General features: G+C 33.3%; 25 protein-coding genes. 11 read left to right on the top strand and 14 right to left on the bottom strand.

Annotation, left to right across the window (positions count from 1 at the left end; genetic code table 11):
- The first annotated feature begins 394 nt into the window (after positions 1-394).
- Both ACJJVJ_RS01905 and ACJJVJ_RS01900 read left to right on the top strand, forming a co-directional pair.
- Positions 395-1,144: an SDR family oxidoreductase gene (locus ACJJVJ_RS01905; protein WP_405368586.1), complete on the top strand. Its 750-nt coding sequence runs from the start codon at positions 395-397 to the stop codon at positions 1,142-1,144.
- A gap of 75 nt (positions 1,145-1,219) precedes the next feature.
- Positions 1,220-2,092, top strand: a complete 873-nt coding sequence (locus ACJJVJ_RS01900; protein WP_405368584.1) for an RNA polymerase sigma factor — start codon at positions 1,220-1,222, stop codon at positions 2,090-2,092.
- A 33-nt stretch (positions 2,093-2,125) separates the two neighbouring features.
- Here ACJJVJ_RS01900 and ACJJVJ_RS01895 read toward each other — a convergent pair whose 3' ends face one another.
- The 5 genes from ACJJVJ_RS01895 to ACJJVJ_RS01875 all read right to left on the bottom strand — a co-directional run bounded on the left by ACJJVJ_RS01895 (position 2,126) and on the right by ACJJVJ_RS01875 (position 5,702).
- On the bottom strand, positions 2,126-2,356 hold the full coding sequence (locus ACJJVJ_RS01895; RefSeq protein WP_405368582.1) for a hypothetical protein: 231 nt from the start codon (positions 2,354-2,356) through the stop codon (positions 2,126-2,128).
- A 3-nt stretch (positions 2,357-2,359) separates the two neighbouring features.
- Positions 2,360-2,833 (bottom strand): hypothetical protein, encoded by a 474-nt coding sequence (locus ACJJVJ_RS01890; RefSeq protein WP_405368580.1) that lies wholly within the window; start codon positions 2,831-2,833, stop codon positions 2,360-2,362.
- Between the two features lie 59 nt (positions 2,834-2,892).
- Entirely contained in the window at positions 2,893-3,594 is a 702-nt protein-coding gene (locus ACJJVJ_RS01885; RefSeq protein WP_405368578.1) for a YARHG domain-containing protein, read from the bottom strand.
- A gap of 123 nt (positions 3,595-3,717) precedes the next feature.
- Positions 3,718-4,374 (bottom strand): hypothetical protein, encoded by a 657-nt coding sequence (locus tag ACJJVJ_RS01880; protein WP_405368576.1) that lies wholly within the window; start codon positions 4,372-4,374, stop codon positions 3,718-3,720.
- Between the two features lie 218 nt (positions 4,375-4,592).
- A complete protein-coding gene (locus ACJJVJ_RS01875) occupies positions 4,593-5,702 on the bottom strand; it encodes a M42 family metallopeptidase (protein ID WP_104514887.1) in 1,110 nt (369 codons plus the stop codon).
- A 103-nt stretch (positions 5,703-5,805) separates the two neighbouring features.
- On the opposite strand from ACJJVJ_RS01875, the gene ACJJVJ_RS01870 reads away from it, so the two are divergent.
- Entirely contained in the window at positions 5,806-6,600 is a 795-nt protein-coding gene (locus ACJJVJ_RS01870) for a DUF4294 domain-containing protein (protein WP_245890645.1), read from the top strand.
- A 134-nt stretch (positions 6,601-6,734) separates the two neighbouring features.
- Positions 6,735-7,370, top strand: coding sequence for a peroxiredoxin-like family protein (locus ACJJVJ_RS01865; protein WP_405368573.1), 636 nt, complete (start codon positions 6,735-6,737; stop codon positions 7,368-7,370).
- A 106-nt stretch (positions 7,371-7,476) separates the two neighbouring features.
- On the opposite strand, the gene ACJJVJ_RS01860 is transcribed toward ACJJVJ_RS01865, so the two are convergent.
- Positions 7,477-8,967: a S8 family serine peptidase gene (locus tag ACJJVJ_RS01860; protein ID WP_405368571.1), complete on the bottom strand. Its 1,491-nt coding sequence runs from the start codon at positions 8,965-8,967 to the stop codon at positions 7,477-7,479.
- A 394-nt stretch (positions 8,968-9,361) separates the two neighbouring features.
- On the opposite strand from ACJJVJ_RS01860, the gene ACJJVJ_RS01855 reads away from it, so the two are divergent.
- Positions 9,362-9,871, top strand: coding sequence for a PepSY domain-containing protein (locus tag ACJJVJ_RS01855; RefSeq protein WP_104514884.1), 510 nt, complete (start codon positions 9,362-9,364; stop codon positions 9,869-9,871).
- Between the two features lie 232 nt (positions 9,872-10,103).
- Here ACJJVJ_RS01855 and ACJJVJ_RS01850 read toward each other — a convergent pair whose 3' ends face one another.
- Together ACJJVJ_RS01850 and ACJJVJ_RS01845 are read right to left on the bottom strand one after the other, a co-directional pair.
- On the bottom strand, positions 10,104-10,838 hold the full coding sequence (locus tag ACJJVJ_RS01850; protein WP_104514883.1) for an acyl-CoA desaturase: 735 nt from the start codon (positions 10,836-10,838) through the stop codon (positions 10,104-10,106).
- Between the two features lie 56 nt (positions 10,839-10,894).
- Positions 10,895-11,467, bottom strand: a complete 573-nt coding sequence (locus ACJJVJ_RS01845) for a Crp/Fnr family transcriptional regulator (RefSeq protein ID WP_104514882.1) — start codon at positions 11,465-11,467, stop codon at positions 10,895-10,897.
- A 277-nt stretch (positions 11,468-11,744) separates the two neighbouring features.
- Here ACJJVJ_RS01845 and ACJJVJ_RS01840 point away from each other — a divergent pair, with 277 nt between their 5' ends.
- Positions 11,745-12,770 carry a pirin family protein gene (locus ACJJVJ_RS01840; RefSeq protein ID WP_405368569.1) on the top strand — a complete coding sequence of 342 codons (1,026 nt, stop codon included), beginning with the start codon at positions 11,745-11,747 and terminating at the stop codon, positions 12,768-12,770.
- A 39-nt stretch (positions 12,771-12,809) separates the two neighbouring features.
- Here ACJJVJ_RS01840 and ACJJVJ_RS01835 read toward each other — a convergent pair whose 3' ends face one another.
- The 3 genes from ACJJVJ_RS01835 to ACJJVJ_RS01825 form a co-directional block, all read right to left on the bottom strand.
- On the bottom strand, positions 12,810-13,109 hold the full coding sequence (locus tag ACJJVJ_RS01835; protein ID WP_405368567.1) for a hypothetical protein: 300 nt from the start codon (positions 13,107-13,109) through the stop codon (positions 12,810-12,812).
- A gap of 125 nt (positions 13,110-13,234) precedes the next feature.
- Positions 13,235-14,215: a hypothetical protein gene (locus ACJJVJ_RS01830; protein ID WP_405368565.1), complete on the bottom strand. Its 981-nt coding sequence runs from the start codon at positions 14,213-14,215 to the stop codon at positions 13,235-13,237.
- Positions 14,216-14,263: 48 nt separating this feature from the next.
- The gene (locus ACJJVJ_RS01825) at positions 14,264-15,163 is read right to left on the bottom strand and encodes an EamA family transporter (RefSeq protein ID WP_405368563.1); all 900 of its coding nucleotides are present in this window, start codon (positions 15,161-15,163) and stop codon (positions 14,264-14,266) included.
- Between the two features lie 152 nt (positions 15,164-15,315).
- On the opposite strand from ACJJVJ_RS01825, the gene ACJJVJ_RS01820 reads away from it, so the two are divergent.
- Complete coding sequence (locus ACJJVJ_RS01820; RefSeq protein WP_405368561.1) at positions 15,316-16,146, top strand: DUF6503 family protein; 831 nt, start codon at positions 15,316-15,318, stop codon at positions 16,144-16,146.
- A 293-nt stretch (positions 16,147-16,439) separates the two neighbouring features.
- Positions 16,440-16,739 carry a hypothetical protein gene (locus ACJJVJ_RS01815; protein ID WP_104514877.1) on the top strand — a complete coding sequence of 100 codons (300 nt, stop codon included), beginning with the start codon at positions 16,440-16,442 and terminating at the stop codon, positions 16,737-16,739.
- 40 nt (positions 16,740-16,779) lie between these two features.
- Here ACJJVJ_RS01815 and ACJJVJ_RS01810 read toward each other — a convergent pair whose 3' ends face one another.
- Positions 16,780-17,664 (bottom strand): AraC family transcriptional regulator, encoded by an 885-nt coding sequence (locus tag ACJJVJ_RS01810; protein WP_405368559.1) that lies wholly within the window; start codon positions 17,662-17,664, stop codon positions 16,780-16,782.
- Between the two features lie 160 nt (positions 17,665-17,824).
- Here ACJJVJ_RS01810 and ACJJVJ_RS01805 point away from each other — a divergent pair, with 160 nt between their 5' ends.
- The 3 genes from ACJJVJ_RS01805 (at position 17,825) to ACJJVJ_RS01795 (ending at position 20,384) form a co-directional block, all read left to right on the top strand.
- Positions 17,825-18,502, top strand: coding sequence for an NAD(P)H-dependent oxidoreductase (locus ACJJVJ_RS01805; protein WP_405368557.1), 678 nt, complete (start codon positions 17,825-17,827; stop codon positions 18,500-18,502).
- Positions 18,503-18,598: 96 nt separating this feature from the next.
- On the top strand, positions 18,599-19,603 hold the full coding sequence (locus ACJJVJ_RS01800; RefSeq protein ID WP_405368555.1) for an LLM class flavin-dependent oxidoreductase: 1,005 nt from the start codon (positions 18,599-18,601) through the stop codon (positions 19,601-19,603).
- 157 nt (positions 19,604-19,760) lie between these two features.
- A complete protein-coding gene (locus tag ACJJVJ_RS01795) occupies positions 19,761-20,384 on the top strand; it encodes a MarC family protein (protein ID WP_405368553.1) in 624 nt (207 codons plus the stop codon).
- A gap of 94 nt (positions 20,385-20,478) precedes the next feature.
- Here ACJJVJ_RS01795 and ACJJVJ_RS01790 read toward each other — a convergent pair whose 3' ends face one another.
- Both ACJJVJ_RS01790 and ACJJVJ_RS01785 read right to left on the bottom strand, forming a co-directional pair.
- Positions 20,479-20,778 carry a hypothetical protein gene (locus ACJJVJ_RS01790; protein WP_104514872.1) on the bottom strand — a complete coding sequence of 100 codons (300 nt, stop codon included), beginning with the start codon at positions 20,776-20,778 and terminating at the stop codon, positions 20,479-20,481.
- A 305-nt stretch (positions 20,779-21,083) separates the two neighbouring features.
- Positions 21,084-22,340 (bottom strand): mechanosensitive ion channel family protein, encoded by a 1,257-nt coding sequence (locus ACJJVJ_RS01785; RefSeq protein WP_405368551.1) that lies wholly within the window; start codon positions 22,338-22,340, stop codon positions 21,084-21,086.
- Positions 22,341-22,449: the final 109 nt, after the last annotated feature.

The following is a 22,449-nucleotide window of genomic DNA, read 5'->3' as shown; positions in this document are numbered from 1 at the left end:
CCTTATTCAACCTAGCTTTTTTAATAAGCTCATCACGCAAGGCTAGATTTGCGTCAATTAATAGAGTGAATAACATTAAATCTACTTTTTATTCAGATAGTTTTTAAAATTATTAAATATAATTTGCCACTTTTTTATTCTTAAATAAATGACTTAGAATTCAGTTTTTTAATTTCTCCTTTAAGTTATAGAATGTAATGATAGTCATATGTTGAGCAATGGTTAGTCTCTTTTACAAGCCAGTGAGAATAGCATTCTATCTTACATATTTTTAGAATCATCTATTGTCTTTAATCATTGTTTTAAAAATAGTTTTGTAACACGTCCATTTATCTGTTGTCCAAGTTATAGATACACTATTAATATGTTTAAAATATTTAAAAAAAATAGAACAATGGGAAAATTAGAAGGTAAAGTAGCAGTAATTACAGGTGGAGCAAGTGGAATAGGTCTTGCAACGGCTCAAGAATTTATTAATAATGGCGCTAAAGTAGTTATCTTCAGTAGAGGTCAAGAGGCGCTAGATGCTGCTGTAGAACAGCTAGGTCCAAACAGTCATGCTGTTAAAGGAGATGTAACAAATCACGCAGATTTAGAAAGATTGTTTTCTGAAACAACATCAAAATTTGGTGGAGTAGATACTCTATTTGTAAATGTAGGTAAAGGAAAACTGGCTCCTGTAGAAGATACTGATGAAGCTTTTTTTGATGATATGATGGATGTGAACTTTAAAGGTTCTTACTTCACTTTACAAAAAGGTATCAAAAGCTTAAATGATAAGGCGTCTGTTATTATGACTACTTCTTATTTAAACGAAGTTGGTTTCGGTGGTAGTAGTTTATTAAGTGCTAGTAAAGCAGCTCTTAGATCTGTGGTACGTGTTGCGTCTGCAGAGCTTGCTCCTAGAGGAATACGAGTGAATGCAGTAAGTCCTGGACCTATCGGTACTCCATTTTGGGGTAAAATCGGTTTACCAGATGATGTTCTTACTGGAGCTGCAGAGGCTATTACAGCACAAACAGCTTTAAAGCGTTTTGGCGATCCAGAAGAGGTAGCAAAAGCAGTATTGTTTTTAGCATCTGATGATTCTTCTTATATCATCGGTGAAGAAATTGCTGTACAAGGTGGAATTAACTCTATATAATTGTAGAGAATTTATTATTTCTTAAATTAAGCCTTGTTTCAATTTGTTTGAAATGAGGCTTTTAAAATTCAAATTATGAAGGATCTTTTATCAGGTAATTATTCCGACTATACCGATACACAACTTGTAGAACTATCGATAGATGGAGATAAAAAAGCGTTACAAGGCTTAATTATTAGACACCAGATGTTTGTATATAATCTAGCTCTTAAAATGGCTGGTAATACACAAGATGCTGAAGATTTAACTCAAGAGGTTTTTATAAAGGTAATTACGGTTCTTTCTCAATTTAAAGGTAAAAGTAAATTTACTACATGGTTGTACCGCATTACCGTGAACCATTTTTTGAATAGTAAAAAACAAAATACAAAATTAAAATTAGTGAGCTTTGAGAGTTATTTTAACTCTATAGATTCTGTACCTAGTTTTGAATTAAACGACCAAGAACAAAAGGAATTTAAAGATTCTATTGAAGAGATAAGAATTAATTGTACTACAGGTATGTTGCTCTGTTTATCTAAGGAACAACGCATGATTTACATCCTAGGAGAAATGTTTGATATAGATCATAATCTAGGTGGTGAGATTTTAGGTATTACACCAGGTAACTTTAGAATCAAATTAATGAGAACCAGGCAGGAGCTATACAACTGGATGAATAAAAAGTGTGGTCTCGTTAATGTGAAGAACCCTTGTAGATGTTCTAAAAAAATGAGAGGTTACATTAAAGAAGGAAAGGTAGATCCTGATAATCTTAATTTTAACACGAGATTTAAGTCTACTATAAAAGAGATGTCTAAAAATACAGCAATACCATTTACAGATACGGTAGAAGAGTTGAATAAGAGAGTATTTCAAAGCCACCCTGCACAAACACCTATACAGGCATCAAAAATTATTGATGAGATACTAAATAACGACTTGATTAAATCTATATTAGAATTATAACAAGTTCTTTAAAGAAATCAAACAATCTTAGAACTAGGGAAGGTCTTGATCTTTACTTTTTTCAAGAAACTTACATAATATTAATGATAACCCTATGATTATACCTGATATGAGCAGTATGTTAATCATTAGGTCATTCTCAAAAACCCAAAGAGTCACCGCACAAAAAAAGAGTAAAGAACCGCCCACAAGACCACTAATACTAGAGAATTCTATAAAGCGATCTAATAATATCCCAAACCCTTGCTGTCCTAGAAAAGGCATGTTTTACTTTTTAAGTATATGCCATCCTAGATCGCCATGAATCCCCATTCTTCTAATTACTGTTTTACGCTTTTTAAAATTCATTTCTATTAAGGCGGTTACATTTTCTTCTACTTTATTCCATACTAAATCAGTATCTACAGCAGTTTTTATGTAGTCTATATCTAACTCACTTGCTTTTAAATTGGTCTCATTCTCATAACTGAATAGACAAGAAGAGCCATCAGTATAGACGATAATTTGTAATTTTAATACACCTCTTAGTTTTTGAAAAGCTTTTTCATTAAGGCTGTTCTTAATAGCATCTATGATTTTAGAGTCTTCTATTTTTGCCTGTTCTACTTTACTTTCTAGTCCAAATCTTGAGGTATCACAATCTCCTAATTTGTTATCGTAAATATTTTGAGAGATACCATTTTGTACTGCTATTAATAGAATACAAAATGTGAATAAATATCTTAGTTGGGTGGTTTTCATAATAGAGTGGTTGGTATGGAATTGTTTTATTGAATTCTGGTTATTGGTATTTTATATCCCTATTCCAGACTCTTAATTAATTGAATATTATATATTTCAATTTCATTCAAAAAGCGATCTACATTCTTATGCTCTGCATGGTACCAGTCTTGCTTTCTGAAATATTGATCCATCTTGCCATTTTTAATAAAGATATACCCATATCGAGCATATATTTCATTTCGCATAATGGCCAACTCATTTTTAGACATCTTTTTCAATTCATTGGGTTCTAATTTTCTGTAAGAAGATTTTGGATAGTTACCGTAATAGATGTTTTCAAAAACTAACCTTGTTTTGGTTCCTATTTCATATGCGCTGTCTTCTATCCAACTGGTCCATGGGTTATCTATTTTTAAGGCTTTGTAGACCTCTCCAGACTCATTAGTAAAAGTCACAAACTTACCATGATACTGGTCGCTGGTAAAATTCCCTTTCTTGTCTATTTCGATATGAGTAAGATTGATAAAATTACGCTTGCGAGATAATACCTTTTTTTCTTCCCAATAGGCATTATGCACCTGACCTATGATAACATCTCTACTGAAATATAAATGTAATTCAGATTCACTTTCACTTTCACCAAAATGATAAGAACCGGCATATTTTAATACAAATTTTGGAATCCAATTTTCCAATTGACTTTCTTTAATTTCTTGGCCGCCCCAGTATTGAGCACAAGCAAAGTTGGATATAAATAGTAATAGGAGTAAGGGTTTCATTTTTGGGTAGTGAAGTGTTAATTTAAAATAGTGTTAGTTAATTTACCAATCCTTTTACAGAATCGAAACAAAACAGCATGTCTTGTTATTGTATAATTTCTTATTTTAAGATATTAATCAGGGTTAATTTGTGTCATTTTTTTTATTTGAACTAAACTTGATGATTGTGAACCAAAAAATTGTGTGTATTAAAAAGTTCAGAATGTAATTATAAACTGGATTATTCCAAATCAATGGAATTTGATATGAAATCCAAGTAATTAAAACTGTCATTAATCCTATCATTATTAACGAAGCAAACCACCCTAAAATTCCTTTACCGCTTCTGCTTTCTTTGTTGTAAAGCGGTAAGAAAATTAAAAAAGGTAATATTATTGCTATCAAATAATTTGATGAGAATGACATCCAAAATAGAGAGTAAGGTGATTCAGATGCAAGTATTATCTCATTTCTATTTTCGTTTTTTATATCTGTTTGGATATTTATATATGATAAATTACGATTTATAAACTCAGTGTAATGTTCTTTATCAATTATTATATTTTCTAAAAGAATGATTTTTTGAAGTTTCAATGAATCAGTTTTATATTCTTTTTTGATAGTTTGTATTTTTTCTAATTGATTTATTTTGTTATTTGTATGTAGGTTATAAGTGAAATTTAATACTAGATCCGTTAAAATTAGAAAACCGATAATTGAAATTCCGGCAGCAGCTCTGAATGTCCAAGATCTAGAATTATCAAATAGTAAATTAAAAAAATGTCTTATGGATTCAATCATACTGATAGGGTTTCGCAGAGTTAATTAATTTTATAATTAATTAACAAGCCTTAAAACTACGGTAATCTAATTATAATAGAAAGCACAGTTATCAACATTTAACCACAATACTTAACTTTCTAACTCCTTAAAAAACAAATCCCTACTGGCTAGCGCCAGTAGGGATTTGTAATTACAATCTATTTAAGTAATTATTTACTTAAAAGATCTTTTATGATTTAGTATAAACCTTCATTCTTATTAGAGAAGTAATTAAAATCATGATTGTTCTCAATTTTCAATAAAGATTCATAAATCATCTTAATGACATTCTCAACGTCATCTCTATGTACCATTTCTACCGTAGTATGCATGTAACGTAAAGGTAATGAGATAAGCGCACTAGGTACACCACCGTTAGAATAAGCAAAGGCATCTGTATCCGTACCAGTAGAACGTGATGTTGCACGACGCTGGTAAGGGATATCCTTAGCATCTGCCGCGTCCATAATTAGGTTGCGCAGGTTATTCTGTATAGCAGGAGCATAGGCCAGGACAGGTCCTTTTCCTATAGCTGCATCACCATTTGATTTTTTATCAATCATAGGTGTGGTAGTATCGTGAGTCACATCGGTAACAATCGCAACATTAGGTTTTATGGTTTGAGTAATCATCTCTGCACCACGCAATCCTATCTCTTCTTGTACAGAATTAGTTACATATAGACCGAAATCTAATTCTTGCTTATTTTCCTTTAATAAACGAGCCACCTCGGCTATCATAAAACCACCCATACGGTTATCTAGCGCACGACATACAAATTTGTTTTTGTTCAACACAAAAAACTCATCTGGATACGTGATTACACAACCTACATCTACACCTAGTTCTAGCACCTCTTCCTTAGTCTCACAACCAGTATCTATAAAGATGTTGTCAGGTTTAGGCGGTTGTTCTTTGGCACGAGAACGTGTGTGAATTGCCGGCCATCCGAAGACTCCAGTCACAATTCCTTTCTTAGTATGAATGTTTACCTTTTTAGATGGTGCTATTTGATGGTCAGAACCACCGTTGCGCACTACGTATATAAGACCATCATCTGTAATGTAATTTACATACCACGAGATCTCGTCAGCATGTCCTTCTATAACGACTTTAAACTTTGCATCAGGATTAATAACACCTACTGCGGTACCATAATTATCAGTAATAAACTCATCTACATATGGTTTCAAGTAGTCCATCCACACCTTTTGACCGTTCCATTCATAACCAGTAGGAGAGGCCGTATTTAGGTATTTTTCAAGAAAGTCGAGAGATTTTTTATTTAAAATGCTTTTTTCAGCCATGTGATAAATTTTAGAACGTGAAGATAATAATCTATGCTCAAAAACGCTTGTATATTATAGGGTTTCTTATTTTTGGAATACTTTTAGTGTGTAAATGGATATGATGAATAAGGTTATCGTTTTATTAATGGTTTTTTGTGGTCTCGCTTTCGCGAAAGCGCAACAGACACCATCACCACAGCCTGTATCAAAGGACTCGATCATAAAATCTCCTGCCGAGTATTTTTATGTAGATGGAGATTCTATCAATGCGATAGAATTAAATAGTGTCCTTCTCTTACAAGATCTAAAATTTGAGAGCAGATACGAGCGAATTAAATACCTGATTTTAAAACGTAAAGTATTAAAAGTGTGGCCGTATGCAAAACTTGCGGCAGAACGACTTACTGTTCTAGATCAACGACTGTCTTCTCTTAGGACTAAAAACCAAAAGAAGAAATACTCTAAAATGGTAGAAAAATACATAGAAGAAGAATTTACTGCCGAACTTAAGAAACTAACAAAAACCGAAGGACAAATACTCATAAAACTCATTCATAGACAGACCGGTGACACCGCTTATGCGCTTTTGAGAAGACTGCGTAGTGGCTGGAGTGCTTTCTGGTTTGATAAAACAGCGAGCCTTTTTGATATCTCGTTAAAAGAAGAATACAGTCCTGAGGCTGTTATAGAAGACTTTTACATAGAAGATATCTTATTAAACAGCATTACAGACGATAAGTTAGAAGACCAAGAAGCGGCGATAGAATTTGACTACTTTAAGGCTCGTAAAAACTGGAAGGAGTATGAGAATAACCTGCCAGAGTCTTATGACAGCATACAACTGTCTGCAAGAGCGCAACGTATTAAGGAATACAGAGAGAAAAAAGCACGCAAAGCAAAACGCAATAAGAAATAGGAGCGAGGAGTGTTTATTAAGATTACACAACTATTACCGCCTAAAATCTAAAATTTAGGTTTTCTTTAATTAGGAATATACACTTCTGTGAGATTTATCTTTTAATATTGGGTAACCATAAAAAAGGAAATAAAATGAATCTTATAGCACAATTACAGTCTCTAGCAGAAGGTAGCGCATCACGTCATCCAGGAGAATCACAAGAAATCATGTCTAAGGGTATTGAAGAGCTTAAAGCGTCTCATATCGTTTCTAAATCTCTGAAGACAGGAGATAAAATACCAGCAATTCAATTACCTAATCAAAATAACGAACTGGTAGATGTCAACGAGATTTTAAAAACTGACAAAGTAGTACTTTCATTTTACCGTGGTGGATGGTGTCCCTATTGTAATCTAGAATTAAAAGCACTGCAACATTTTTTACCAGAGATGGAAGAAAAAGGAGCGAGGCTTATCGCAATTACTCCAGAGACTCCAGATAATTCTATGACTACTCACGAGAAGAATGAGCTCACATTTGACATTCTTACTGATAAAAATAATGAACTAGCTAGAGCCATGAATCTGGTTTTTACACTTCCAGAAGACCTACAAGGACTGTATAAAAAATTCGGTATTGATCTAGATGGAACGCAGGGAAATGCTAGCCAAGAATTACCTCTTGCAGCTACTTATGTAATAGGAAAAAATGGTATTATTGAGTACCATTTTATAGAAGAAGATTACAAGCTCCGTGCCGACCCAAAAGAGATCTTAGACACGCTGTAATTTAACATATTCTTGTACTATAGGCAATGTCTATACTTAGTTTTTAAAATTCAAAAAGCCTTTATCTTCAATAAGATAAAGGCTTTTAAGTTAATAATTAATTGATCTATTGAACTGCTTGTAAAGCATCTATATTTCCATAACCAAATCTTGAATTACGACTAGGATAGAACTCACTAGACTGCTTCATTTTATTTAAAACTTGCTCTCTAGACCAGCTAGGATTTTTGCTCCATATTAGCGCAGCGATTCCTGCCGTTGTAGCGGTCGCGACAGAGCTACCACCTACGTATTTACGTGTCCCATTATTGAACCCTAAAGTAGGTACAGTTCTAGACTCGTCACTAGCACGTTGCATGATAATTGTAAAATCTATCTCGCTACCTTCATGACAAATATCGCAACGGTTATATCCATTATCTTTTAATCCAGTAACGGCAACTGTCTCACTCATACTTGCAGGAAAAATAACACCGTACCAGCTAGTAAGTGATGTAGACGTACCACCTGCGGCAACTATCATCTTGTTGCGAGAGTAGGCATATTTTACAGCATCTTTTACATTACCTATGCTCCATACATAACCTATAGACATAGAGATTATTTTTACATCGCTGCGGTTACCTAGAGCCTTGAGAGCGTTACTTACACCTTTACGTTCATGATAGTCGTTTAAAAGAACATCTTCTGTACCGCGATAGGCTACCATGTTAGAGTTATAAGCTACACCTACTGGCATTGCGTCATTATTACGTGGGCTGGCTATAGTAGACGCCATAGTCGTTCCATGACCACAACGATCATTAGGTCCATCTGTATTATTGCTCCACCACCAGTTAGAATCTATAAAGGTTCCGAATTTTTGAATACTACGTCCAGAAGAAGCGCCGTCATTAAAATCACTACCTAATAATCTTTGATTTGCACTTATTCCTGTATCGATAAGTCCTACGGTAACACCAGCACCTGTACTATAATTCCAGGCATCGTCTATGTTGTGTATGTTGTAATTCCATGGTTTCCATGCGTTAGGTGATATAACTGTATAGTCATTGCTATTGATACTTTGTCCGCTTTGATCACAGCCAGAACTAGATTTTAAAACGACTCCATTAGGATCTACATATAAACCATAACCTATAGGATCTATATAACGTATGTTGTTAGCAGCTTGTAAAGCGATTACAGTTTCTAAATTATTGATTTTAAGTTCAATAGAGTTAAGTAATTCATCATCGGCAATAAGGAAATCTTCTGTTTTATTGATTCCTTCTTTATTAGCAGCAATAGAGATAGCGTTTTGTTTTGCTGCAATTAGGTCTGTTGTTTTTACTTGTGCAAAATGCTCACCTGGCTGTCCATAACCTAAACTAAGAATACCATCACCATGCATTATGGCACTGTATAGTACGTTTGCAGGTGCATGTGTCCAGTCTACATCTCCAGATTGTTGCAACTGGTCAGATATGTATTGATTCACTTCTTGAATGGTGAGGGTTTTACTACTTACTGGTGTTTCTGCCTGAAAGTCTGCCTCTTCATTATTACAAGCTGTAAAAATGAAAATGGATAGAACTAATAAGGATAGTTTTTTCATTTGATAATTGATTTAAAGGTTGTTACCAAATTATTGATTTATTCGTATAATAATTACGAATTCATCTGTTTTTTCAAACTTTAACTAGTAAATGATTATGAGAAAACAAATTTTAATAGTTATTAATCAATTGTGTATCAGGGTGAACAACTGTTTTTATATGTCTACAGTGGTCTGTATGGGCTGTAGTTATAAGGTATCGCAAAGAGTATTTCATCGATTCTATTTCATGCTAGGCATACTATAATTACAGTAGTGGTACTAACTCATAATTTTTGTGAGCTGTTTTTGGTTCATTTATTTTTGATCCATATTTTTTTATAAAAAAGTGCGTCATTTTCTTTTTTAGTCCATTAGATTTGTCATTTAACATAAATCTAGACAATACTTTATTATGGGCAGAAAGACATCTCAAAAAATGCGCGAATTACACAGGCACTTAGGCTTCTTTTTGGCAGGAATCATGGCCGTTTATGCTATTAGTGGAGTCGCTTTGATCTTCAGAGATACAGATGCATTAAAGAACGAAATTAAAATTGAGAAAACAGTAGAAGCTCGTTTATCTAAGGATAAGGTAGGACCTGCTCTCAAAATCAAAAATCTTAAAATAAGTAAGGAAGAAGCCGGCGTTTACTACTTTAAAGGTGGTAGTTATAATAGCATTACTGGAGAAGCTAGTTTTGTAAAAAAAGAACTTCCTTACATACTTGATAAAATGACGCATTTTCATAAAGCAAAATCAGGAGAGCCATTGTTCTTTCTTAATATTTTCTTTGGTGTATCGCTTTTATTCTTTGTTATATCGGCCTTCTGGATGTTCATGCCAGGTACTCAGATATTTAGAAAAGGAATCATATTTGCCGCAGCAGGGCTAGTGCTTACTCTTATTTTGTTGTTTATATAATAGGATAAGAAGTTATAGATATCGTTATTAAATTAAAAAGCCAAGTCGTTAGACTTGGCTTTTTTAGTTGAAAAGAGCTTGGTTTTAGTAAGTAAGCAATCACAATTCTGATTAAAGAATTACGTAAATGATCTGGTTGCTCTCGGTCAACTTTAATTTAAGCACAAAATCCCCCTACAGGTTTGGATACCGTAGAGAGGATTCCTCTTCTTAAAAAAAAAAGGGCTGTGCTTTAATGTCCTGTTCTTTTTAATTGAATAATACCTACAGTATTCAGTAATCTAATAATGAGGTAAGTTACATCAATTTCATACCATTTCACACCAAAATTAGCTCTATTTGCATATTTATGGTGATTATTGTGATATCCTTCACCCATCATTAAGAAATCAAATCTAAAAAGATTTTTACTAGTATTCTTCATTTTAAAGTTAACATAGCCATATATATGACCGAACCAGTTGATAATCACACCATGTATAGGTGCCATCATAAAAGTGATAGGTAATAATAACCACTGCCACCATGCTGTAGCAAAGTATGCAAAGAATAATATGTAAAGCGTGATCCATAACAATCTAGAAAAACGAGAACTTGCAAAAGAGTCAAACGCTTTCCATTGTGGTACATTCTTAGTAAATCTAGCCTCAACTGGAACTCGATTTTTATTAATGTCTTGATACGTAGTCTTTGTTTTCCACATCATCGCAAACATATTATCATCATAAGATGGTGAGTGTGGATCTTTTTCTGTGTCTGTAAAAGCATGATGCATTCTGTGCATGATTCCATATCCATAAGCACTTAGATAACTAGAGCCTTGAAAAATCCATGTAAGTACAAAAGTGATGCGTTCCATGGTTTTAGACATTGTAAAAACTTGATGCGCTGCATATCTATGTAAAAAGAAGGATTGAAAGAAAAGCCCACCGTACCATAGTACCAGTACTAGAAGTATAACTGCCATAATCTATTTTTTTTACAAAGGTAAAAGCAGTTGTGTTCTTAAACTATGAACCTAGATCAAGAAATTCGTTTTCTAATACGGCTCAAAGCCTGTGCGGTTACACCTATATAAGAACTTATATATTTGAGAGGCATAATTCTTAGTAGCTCAGGTCTTTCTTTAAATAGCTTAAGGTAACGTTCTTCTGCTGTGAGGTTTAGTAAATTTTGTTCTCTACTAGATTTAAGTAAGAAAAGACGTTCTGCAGTTAATCTACCTATTAGATTTCCTATCTGTGTGTTTTTGTAAACGTCTTGTAAATCGTCGTAGGTAATGCTTAAAATACTTGTTTCTGTAAGTGCTTGTAATTGATAAGAAGAAGGCTGTCTGGTAAGAAAAGAATCATAAGCACTCACAAATTGGTTTTTAAAACTAAAGCCAAAAGTGATTTCCTTTTCTGTATCATCCTTAGGTATAAAAAGACGCACCACACCAGATTGAATAAAAGAAATGTGATTTTCTACCTCATTTAAACCCAAAAAAACAGTCTTTTTAGGTATTAATCGATGCGTCAATTTTGAGATAAAGAATTCCCAATCCTTATCTGTAATGTGCGCGATGCCCTCAAGATGTTGTTTAATTTGTTGCATTAAGAATATTAAATCTTATTCCATATCAAAGATAAGAGGATTTCATTAAAACCTCTTTAGAGAGGTAGTATTTTAAGTCTATTTTATTAAGTGTAATTTCTTTCTGGTAAACGGCTAACAATTGATTTTAAATTTAATAATGTTATGTTTCCGCTTTCGCGAAAGCGAATACCACAACAAACCTTCTGTAATTTTATGGATTCTATAAGTGTTTTTTAAATTTCTTTGGCCCATTTTTACGTGTCTTTAATGAAGATGATAAATAATAGAAACGTATATGTCTACTGTAATAAAAAACATTTCACCACTAGGTTTTCCATGGAAAACGCAAGATCCATTCTTATTTTGTGCTCATCACAGAGACTATTATCCGGCAGGTAATGCAGATCTAGGTGTTCCTGAAAGAGAAAAAGCTGGTAGAAATATAGGCAATGATTTTACAATTAAAGACGGTTATAGAATGTACCATGGTAGTAATGTGCCTGGTTTCCCATACCATCCACATCGTGGTTTTGAAACCATAACTATAAATAAAGAAGGTTTTGTAGATCATTCTGACTCATTAGGTGGTGCAGGTCGTTTTGGCGCAGGAGATGTTCAATGGATGACTGCCGGAAAAGGTATATTACACAGTGAGATGTTTCCCTTATTACAAGAAGATAAGGAGAATACACTAGAGATGTTTCAAGTATGGCTCAATTTACCTCGAGCAAGTAAAATGGTGCCGCCACATTTTAAAATGCTGTGGAAAGAGAATATTCCGACTATTAATTATAGAGATAGTCAGGATAAAATCACAACGGTAGATCTTATCGCTGGAGAGATCAATCAATTGCGTGCGCTAGATCCTACACCAGATTCATGGGCAGCGCATGAAGATAACGAAGTGCTTGTGGTAACTATAAAGATGGAAGCTGGTGCAACTTATACACTGCCCAAAGCAAAATCGAGTACAACTACAAGGACTTTATATTATTATCGTGGGACAGCTATCCATATCGCTGGAACTGCGGTGTATGAAAATCACTCTATAGAAGTAAATGCCGCTGTAGATTTAGAGATAACAAATAGCACATCAGACTCTTATATACTTGTTTTACAGGGTAAACCTATTAATGAACCGGTGGCGCAGCACGGGCCATTTGTCATGAATACACAACAAGAAATAAGAGAAGCCTTTGCAGATTATCAAGAGACACAATTCGGTGGCTGGCCGTGGCCTCAACAAGAGCAAGTACATGATCGAACTAAAGGCAGATTTGCACTACATAGTGATGGTCGAGAAGAGAGTTTTGAACAATAAACTCTCAACATAATTAAGAATCTCGCAGTTTCTTTTAAGTTATAAAGCAACGCTAGCATTGCAACTGGAGCAGGAGATGGTTTCACCTTTTTTTAAATCTCTCTCGTAAAAGGTAATGGCTGCACCACAATCTGGACATGGAATGACAGACGTTCTTTCCTTTTTAGTTTTGGTAAACTTCTTGAATAGATCTAGTTTCTCTTGATCTAAATCTGTTTTTTCTTCTATGCCTAACTTTACATCACAATTAGAACATGCAAAAGTGGTGCCTTTTAAAAATTCTTCTGTGTTTACAAGTATAGGCGTAGCACAAGAAGGACATGGTATGTTGTTGATCATGTTTTAATAGGTATAAATGTCTGAATTAATGATGCAAATTTACTGAAGTTCTCAGTATTTGCTTAGAAATAATGGTGATGGTGTACGCTTTCGCGAAAGCGGAACATGATTAATTGAAATTTTCTTTAATGTTGAATTATGTACGTTAAAGACATCGAGTGATAAAAATTAACAGCTTTCCCATCTTTGTAAGCAGGCTCTTCAATGGTTATTTTATTAATGCTATGTTTTATAGCTTCTACGAGATCTTTATTTTGATGTTGAACTTTGATATTAATAAGTTGACCATTACTTTTAATGATAAAACTAAGGTTAACTTTTTTTCTTTGATCACCTTGTAGGAACTTATAAATATCTAGATCTCGATTTACTTGATTTGCAATACTTTTTCTTAAACACAATATGGAATTATCATTTTTAGTAAAACACTTAGTTGTTTTTGGAATTTCACTTACTGTTAATATTTCATAAACATCCTTTCTATCTAACTTTTCTGTTATTAATGATTCTTTAGGCCTATACTTTTTTTGAAGAGTAGGTTTACCCTCATGTCTTTGATATTCTAATTCAACTACTATTTCACCATCTTTATTTTGATATTTCAAAAGAACTTCAATGTTGTTTTTCTCGTTAATAAATCGATTATAAAAGCCTGTATTAATATCGTTTTCTCTCATTGTATAGAAATAAGATGGGTTTGAGAATATATCTCTGAGGTATTCTGTTTTATCTTTATAAAAAGCGCTTGCATTTGCTTTAGTAGGGAAGTAGTATAAGGTTTTTATAGTAAGTAAATTATTGATGAATTTGCCTCCTTCCACGCTGCTAGTTCCTGATGACAAGTAGAGTTCTTGATAGTCACTTAATGAATTTTTATTTGTTTTATAACCAGAGTAAATTTTGATTTCTTTGCCATTGCTAAGAATAGTTTCATTTTTTGAAAAGGATTTGAACTGACTATTTTTCAAATAAGAATAAATAGAATCTCTACTAGATTCTAAAGGAATCTTATAGAATAAACTATCTAAAGTTTTTTGTGCTTGACAAAGTGCTGGATAAAATAATACTATAAAAAAAGCTATGGATAATTTGGTTAGGTTGCTCATTTAACTAGATTTAAACGGATAGAACAAACAAAATGCCAAAAGACCTTTCTAAGAATACAAAATCAAAAACACGCCTATCATGATGCCTGCTAGAGGAATCAGTTTTTTGCGTTTATTCTTTTCTTTAAATAAAATACCTCCCAAAACAACAGCTATGATTATCTGACTGCGTTTTATGGCACTTAATAACATGATCAAAGCATCTGGATCTTGAAGTGCTTTAAAGTAGAAGTAGTCTGCTGTTTGTAATAGGATTCCTACTGCAGGAATGGTCCAGCGAAATTTGAAAGCTTTTCTTTTACTAGCATATGGAAACCACGTTATGGATAATATAACCAGCAATATTAATATGGTGTAAAAACAGAACCAGAATTGCAACGTTTGCGGATTGAGTAAAAGCCCTTGAATCAGGAATTTATCATATAAACCACTAGATGCACCTAGAAAAGTAGCGCCTATTATGGCAAAAATCCATTTGTTACTTTTAAAATGTATGCCTTCTTTTTTACCTATTTGTGAATACATAATCACCGATAGAATAATCATAAAAAAGCCCAACCACTGCCAGTTGTTAGGTGCTTCTTTATAAATAACAATGGCACCTATAAAGGTAAAAAAAGGCCCTGCAGAGCGTATAGGAGTGACTATGGTAAGTGGTAAGTGTTTTAATGCCTGGTAAGCGAGTATCCAGGAAGATGCCATGATCATAGATTTTATAAGTATAAAACCGTGCGTGGTCCATGGAATAGTTTCTATATAAAAACCTAGTTCTCTAGTAATATCTGGATAGAAAATAGAACCTATATAAAACGGTACTATAAAAAGAAATCCAGCTGTTATGGTGCCTAATAACACAGGGAAAACCTCATTTCCTTGTACGGCATGCTTCTTACATAAGTTATGTAAGCCTAAAAATAAAGCGGCCAAAAGACCTAAATACATCCACATGCCGCGAAGATAGTTTTTTGATACAGTTGACCAAATTTAAGATGCACATAGCGGCCTATATTTCTTAGCACAAGTTTAACAGCCTAATAGCTCATTATGTGACAAATAACTTAGTCTTTTGTATTCTTAAATAAATCAAATACATAATATCCATGAAAAAAGTTTTATTCCTACTAGCGGCTATAAGCATTCTTACTAGTTGTAAAGAAGAAAAAGAGGTAAAAGAAATGGTTGAAGCACCTGCTGCAACTACAGAGATGCCAGAAGCACAATCAGAAATCACAGCGTTTACTAACAGTATAGAATTAGCACATAAGAAAGAAGCTTTTCTATCTAATGATGCGGTAGCTTATGATTTTACGGTTGCCTTTGGTGGTAATACTTTATTAGATGGTAAAATTACTCAAAAGACAGATGGTTCTATGGTACGCATAGATAACAAAGACGGTAGTGTAATCGTTTTTGATGGAGATAAGGTATATGCAAGTAATGAAGAGTTAGCTGCAAACCCTATGACTAGATTTCACATTTTTACATGGTCTTATTTCTTTGCCATGCCTTATAAATTAAATGATCCAGGTACACAGTGGTCTAGTGAAGAAATGCTTACTTATGGAGATACACAATATCCAACTTCTAGATTATCTTTTGAGAATGGAGTAGGAGACACGTCAGAAGACTGGTATGTGGTATATAAAGATCCTAAAACAAACGTACTTGACGGTGTTGCATACATTGTTAGTTATGGAAAAGGTGTTGAAGCTGCAGAAGAAGAGCCTCATTTTGCAAAATATGAAGAACTTACTGTTGTAGATGGTGTGCCATTTGCGTCTAAATGGTCTTTCCGTAACTGGAGTAAAGAAGAAGGTTATACTAATGAGATAGGTGTAGCATCTATTACAAATGTTGAGTTTGTAGAAACTCCAGCTGCATTCTATGCACAACCAGAAAATGGTGTTGTAGTACCTATGCCAGGAGAGTAGTTTTTCCAAAACATATTTTTTAGAAAACGAGAATCTAGTAATAGGTTCTCGTTTTTTTTTTTTAAGTCATTCTATTTTTGTGATGGGAATTTTGTCAATTCTTACTTATTTCTACATACTCAAAGAAGTGTCACAGGTCGTTTTAACAAATTATTAGACGTTGAAAGGTGAATTTTGATGTTTTTTAACTAGTTTTTTGTTAAATGAGGGAAACCGTAAAATGTTCTCAAAAGAATGAAATATTTTTACCTTTTGTTAAACAAAACTTATCTTTCAATTAACTTATTTAATAAATGACTTGGTTTCAAAATCTTAATATTTTCAAGAAACTTACCCTTCTTATCCTACTAATTTTATCTGTGGGTACAGTGTGTGGATATATAGCTCCTTCTTATGAGGGGACTCTTACCTACGGTAAATTAAACCTTATTTCTATAATCATACTTTTTGCTACCGTATTCTGGTCACTGGTTAATACAGGCTTGTTAATGAATAGGTATAAACGTAAGCTGTCTAAGCAATCATTCTGGATATTCCTGAGCATACTTCCATTTCTGTATATGGTTTTTTTAATATTTACAGGAAAATTGTAATTTACTGAAATTTTATAAGATAGATTTTTTTAAAGGTCTTTTAACCATTACATCGAGCTCGTTTTAACAACATATACTCGCCATTTCTTTTAAATTCTCTTATAGATATACCTGTATAACGTTTAAAGGTTTTTGATAAATGGCTTATGTCTGTAAAACCTAGATCATCTGCTATTTGAGTAAGTGTAAAGTTAGAGTTAAGAAGACGTATCTCTACAAGTTTGAGTTTTGCTTTAATAATATATTCTCTTAAGGACATATTTACTTGTTTTTTAAAATACTCACTAACATAGGTAGGTGACATCATAAATACACTAGCGAGGTGATCAACTTTTAAAAGTTCTGTTTTATCAATGTTCTCATTGATGTAGTTAAGCATTTTTGTGATTCTTTGATCTGTAGTGTTATCTGAAACTTCGCTGTAAGTTCCTTTTTTTATATTTCTTATTAAAATTTCTAGTATACTAGTCATTAAACTAGTTATTAGGTTAATAGAAGTAGATCCATAGTTTCTCGACTCGGCTAGTATAATTTGTACAATACTCTCGAGATGTTTTCTATCTATTTCGTCTTTAATTATATCACCTGGCAACTGATTATAATTAGATAGAATAAAAGATGCTTCTTTAAACCATTCATTTCTATCAATATTAATTTTCCCTATATCCTTGAAAAAGGAATCTGTAAATTTTAAAAAGACAAATGTGGTAGGTTTCTCTACCGTAAAAGAATGGCATTTCAAAGGTGGTAATAGAAACAGGCTGTTTTTATGATAAGGTGAGAGGTTGTAATTAATGCATTGGGTGCCTTCTCCAGATTTTATAAGTACCAGTTCAAAGAAATTATTTTTAACAGGGCGAGACTTCCATTCTGTTAATTCTATTTCTTGTATTTCAAAAGGTTTATATGTTTCTATAACATTCATTTATCTGGTATTTTGATCAAATTTAATCAATTCCCTCTATGGTTATCTATTATATAGGTGATTAACCTTGATTTGTACCTATATATCCTTTATTAATACCTTAATTAAGCTTGTTGGTACTAATATCTTTGTGCCTGTATAAATAGCAAATTTTAAATTCATGAACGCACCTAACATTTCAAAAGAAGAAATACTCAACGCATTCCGTTATAGACATGCAACAAAAGAATTTGATGCTTCTAAAATAGTATCTAATGAAGATATGGAGTTTATTCTTAAAACCGCACAACTATCACCTAGTTCGTTTGGTTTTGAACCATGGCATTTTATAGTTGTCCAAAATAAAGAGCTACGTGAATTATTAAAACCTGTGGCTTGGGGTGCTCCTTTAAAATTAGATACGGCTAGTCATTTTGTTTTAGGACTAAGTATGAAAGCACCTATGATAAAACATGATGCAGATTATATCACACGTATGATGAAAGATGTTAAGCAACTGCCAGAAGATGTGATGGAGATGTATTCTAAGTTTTATAGAGAATTTCAAGAACGTGATTTTAACCTTAATACAGATAAGAAATTATTCGACTGGTCGTCAAAACAGACTTATATCGCATTAGGTAACATGATGACTGCTGCAGCATTGATCGGTATCGATTCTTGTCCTATAGAAGGTTTTCATCAAGAAAAAGCAGAGGCTTTATTACAAGATAAATTTGGTGTAGATATCAATAAATATGGCTTATCATTTATGACTGCATTCGGTTATAGAAAAGCAGATCCAGAACACCCAAAAACTAGAAGAGAACTAGAAGAAATTGTAAGTTGGAAATCCTAATTTTGCTTATACCTCTTATAAGAATGATTTTAGTTTTATAGATACATTACAATATTTCTTTTACTGGATAGTTGATCACTGAGCAACTTATATTTTATGAATACAAAACCTGTTTTATATTCCATTCTAGACCTGGCATTAGTTTCTCAAGGTCATACACTTAAAGAAACCTATAACAATGCTTTGAGACTGGCTCAACATGCAGAATTATACGGTTATACGCGCTACTGGCTGGCAGAGCATCATAATGCTTCTAATATTGCTAGTAGTGCCACATCTATATTGATAGGGTATGTAGCACAAAGTACCAATACTTTGCGTGTAGGTTCTGGAGGTATCATGTTGCCCAATCACTCGCCACTTATCGTTGCAGAGCAATTCGGCACGCTAGCATCTTTATATCCTAATCGTATAGATCTAGGACTGGGTAGAGCACCAGGTACCGATAGAGAAACCGCACAAGCTATACGATCTGATTTCATGCAGGCAGCGCACTCTTTTCCATCCGAATTAGAAAAAATACAAACTTATTTTTCTAAAGAAAATGCCACTGCGCAAGTAAGAGCTACCGTTGCCGAAGGTGTAGACGTACCTATTTATATACTCGGTTCTAGTACAGACAGTGCACACCTTGCGGCTAGAAAAGGGTTGCCTTATGCTTTTGCAAGTCATTTTGCTACAACTCATTTAATGGAGGCTATACAGATCTATCGCAATGAGTTTACACCATCACAAGATCTAAAAAAACCTTATGTAATGGCAGGTGTCAACATTATTATAGCAGACACTGACGAAGAAGCAGAAAGAATGTCCACCTCATTAATACGCATGATAGTAGGAATCTTCACTGGTAACCGTGATTATGTACAACCTGGGACAGATATGAATGATGAATTTAGAGAGCTATTAAAACATCCTCAAGTACATCAAATGTTGAAGTATTCTTTTATAGGTAGTAAGAGTAAAGTTAAAGCACAAGTAAAAGACTTTATTGAAAAAACTGGGGTAGATGAATTAATTGCTGTTACTAATATTTATGACACAAATGACCGAATAAGATCTTATGAGTTATTTTCAGAAATAATGAAAGAATTGGCTTAAAACTCCTTCTTAAATTGTGGTATCTTCAAGTAAAATAGGCAAATTGAATTGATATCATAAAATGCATTATAAACTCTTAATTGTGTTATAGTTAGCGGTAATATATCTAATATTGCCGCCTCGTATTTACGACATGAAATAATTAAGATTTAATAGTATGGATAACATGATAACCTTTTGTATCACTGTATTTACAGGTTTTTTTGCGATAACTAATCCTATATCTAACATGACCGTTTTTTTATCGCTTACTCAAGGAGCAGATAAAAAAACAAAACTCGACATTAATAGAAGAGCAAACATCATTGCTTTTATTATTGTGACCGTGTTTGTTCTTCTAGGTAAATTTATTTTTGAATTGTTCAACATCAGTATTCCTGCCTTTAAAATTACTGGTGGTATTTTGATATTCTTCATAGGTTTTGACATGCTGCAGTCTAAGCAGTCTAGTGTTAAAAGCATTGATAATGTAAACATAGATGAGAACATAGCCGTATCACCACTTGCTATTCCTATTCTTGCAGGTCCCGGTACTATCGTTACCGCGATGAATTTTGTGTCTAAAGTTGAGATGTTACAAATTATTTTAGTGATCGCTATTTTTGGTTTTATGAGTTTGCTTACTTATTTCACCTTTAAATTGAGTGATCTAATTGTGAGAATAGTAGGAAATAACGTAATATCTGTAATTGGTAAAATTATGGGACTTATTATCGCGATAATAGGTACAGGTATGATTATTCAAGGTATTAAATTATCATTTGACCTTATTAAAAACTAAGTATAGTATAGATAGCTTTAATACGAATGCATAAAAAAGCTTTCTAACAGTTCTCTGTAGAAAGCTTTTTTTATTTAAAAATTAGGGACGTTTACTATCTAGCAGCGTCATCTCTTTCTAGATTATTATGACGGTCACCGCCCTGACTGTGTAATTTGTTCTCCTCATCATTTAAGGCTGGTGTACCGTTGCCTTTTTGGGCTGCAGTTCTACCAGGTATATCTAGATCACCACCTGTAAAATCTACTTTTTCTTTTCTATCGATGAGTTGCTGGTCTGCATTATTATCGCTGTGCAAGTTAGCATTGTCCTGATTTAATAGATCTTTATCGTGCTGCGTTATTTCTGGATTGTAGGTTAATTCTTTTTCTGTTTTTGTGGTTTCCTTTTTCATAATATCTTGTCTTTTCTTAAAGATAGGCAACAAGAACGCCGTAAGAATACCGTTTAACAATATCTCAACATGGGTTTATCATAACTTTTATAATAAGAGGTCTATTATGTTAAAATAAGCTTATAGCAAGATATTAGTGGCGTGCTGACAAGTAAATGATAGAAAAGGAGTGATGCTAGAAGTAAGAATCTATACAGCCATCACTTTAAGAATTATCAAAATGATGTAATAAAGTCTAGGTGTGTGAATGTAAATTCCGCTTTCGCGAAAGCGGAACACACAAAAATCTATATGCTATACTGTAATTAAGAAAACGGTTTAAGATTCTTAAAACTAGAATTACTCGGTTCTTCAAAGAGTTCTAGATTAAAATAAGGAACAGCTGCAATGGTATGGTCAAAGATGTCTGCCATGATGTATTCATAGTTTTCCCATCTCTTATCACTACTGAAGGCATAGATCTCTAGCGGCATGCCCTGACTAGTAGGAGCGAGCTGTCGCACCATAATCATCATGTCTTTATTGATACCAGAATGGTTCTCAATATAGGTCTCTATGTATTTTCTAAAAACGCCTATGTTAGTCATATTGCGTCCATTCAAGGGCAGTTCTTTATTGATATTATTTTTCTCATTATAGCTGTCGATATCTGCCTGGCGCTTTTCTACATAACTAGAAATTAGATCTATTTTTTTTAAGGTATCTACGTCATCTTTAGATAGATAAGTGATGCTATCTAACTTAATGTTTAAGGCTCTTTTTATACGTCTACCAGGAGAGTTTTCCATGCCTCGCCAGTTTTTAAACGAGTCAGATATGAGCGCATAAGTAGGAATAGTTGTAATGGTTTTATCAAAGTTTTGCACCTTTACCGTAGATAGATTAATCTCTACCACCGTACCGTCTGCACCGTATTTTTCAAAAGTAATCCAGTCGCTTATACGCACCATATCATTAATAGAAACCTGTATACTGGCTACAAAACCTAATATCGTATCTCTAAAAACAAGTATGATTATAGCAGACGCCGCACCCAGTGTGGTCATGAATTTTATGAATTCTATACCAGTGATAATCGCAAAAGCAGAAAATATACCGATTACCCAAGCAAAAATCATAAATACCTGTATGTAGCTATCTATAGGTTTATCCTTTAATCTAGATAGTGTTTTAAAATAATCCTTGAGTGCACTCAATAAACTACGTGCGATCCATAGGGTAAGAATTATGGCAAAAACCTTAAAACCCTTTTCTACCATATTCTCAAAATATGGAAAATCGGCAAAGACTACTGGTATAAACTCTAGACCAAGAATAAGCGGTATAATGTGCGCCACATTTTTGGGTACTTTGTTAGTAACCAAGAAATTATCAAACTTTGTTTTAGTCTTAATTGTAAACTGGGTAAACAGATTTACAATAATTCTTTTCACTATATAATCTACGAGTAATGCTACTATCAATAAAGCGATAAGTAGCGCGATCATATTGATATATCTAGCATAAGTGACCGACATGCCCATCTCAATTAGATAATCGTATAAAAAGTGTTTTGCATACATAATAAGGCTGTTTTTAATAATTCTAGCGTAGGGTATAAAAACGCTAAAACCTCAAAGAGTGTACAAAATTAGGCATCATAAAATAGATAGCACATTCTTTAACAAGGTT

Source organism: Nonlabens sp. Asnod2-A12, from assembly GCF_045063745.1.
GTDB lineage: Bacteria > Bacteroidota > Bacteroidia > Flavobacteriales > Flavobacteriaceae > Nonlabens > Nonlabens xylanidelens.
The sequence above is the reverse complement of the archived record's forward strand: the minus strand, read 5'-3'. Positions and strand labels throughout refer to the sequence as shown.